Source organism: Achromobacter maghribensis (genome assembly GCF_057334215.1).
This window is the reverse complement of sequence record NZ_JBHFII010000061.1, coordinates 477,930-478,742: the sequence shown is the minus strand read 5'-3', so window position 1 is coordinate 478,742 and position 813 is coordinate 477,930. Positions and strand designations below refer to the sequence as shown.

Sequence of the window (813 nt, the reverse complement as noted above, 5' to 3'; positions counted from 1 at the left end):
CCCCCCCCCCCGCCAGTGCTTCCAGGAAGTGGACTATCGCGCCATGTACGCACCGCTGGCCAAATGGGTGGCGCAGATCGAGCGCGCCGACCGGATCCCGGAATACGTGGCGCGCGCCTGGACCGTTGCCACCAGCGGGCGCCCTGGCCCCGTGGTGCTGGCGCTGCCCGAGGACATGCTGGCCTGCCTGACCAGCGCGCCGCTGGCCGCGCCCCCCGCAACGCCGCAGGCCTGCCCCACGCCGACCGACATGCAGCGGCTGCGGCAGATGATCGAAACCGCCGCCAAGCCGTTGCTACTGCTGGGCGGCTCGCGCTGGTCGGACGCCGCGCGCACGGCAATACGTGACTTCGCCCTGCGCTTTGACCTGCCGGTCGCCACGGCCTGGAGACGGCTGGAACTCTTCGACAATGACCATCCGAACTTTGTCGGACAGGTCAGCGCCAGCATGCCCGCACACCAGAAACGGGTGGTCATGGACAGCGACCTTGTCATCGCGCTGGGTACGCGCTTGTGCGAACCGACCACCCTGAACTACGAATGGATCGCCTCGCCCACGCCGCGCCAGACCCTGGTGCACATCCACCCCGACGCCAACGAGATCGGCCGGCTGAGCACGCCGGCGCTGGGCATTGCCTCCAGCATCGACGGCTTTGCCCAGGCCGCTGCGGAACTCGCGCCCACGCCCGGCCGGCAGGCGCGTCGTAGCGGCTTGCATGCCGCGGCCCCGGCGCCCGCGCTGCCGCCCACCCCCGGCCCGCTCGACCTGAACGCGGCCGCCCGCCATGTGGCGGCCTCGCTGCCCGGCCCCGC

The 813-nt window shown here is 72.0% G+C and carries 1 protein-coding gene; it reads left to right on the top strand.

Annotated elements, in window-relative coordinates; translation table 11 throughout:
- A partial coding sequence (locus tag ACE039_RS28215) for an acetolactate synthase large subunit family protein (RefSeq protein WP_485824093.1) occupies positions 1 to 813 on the top strand: 813 nt, incomplete at both ends.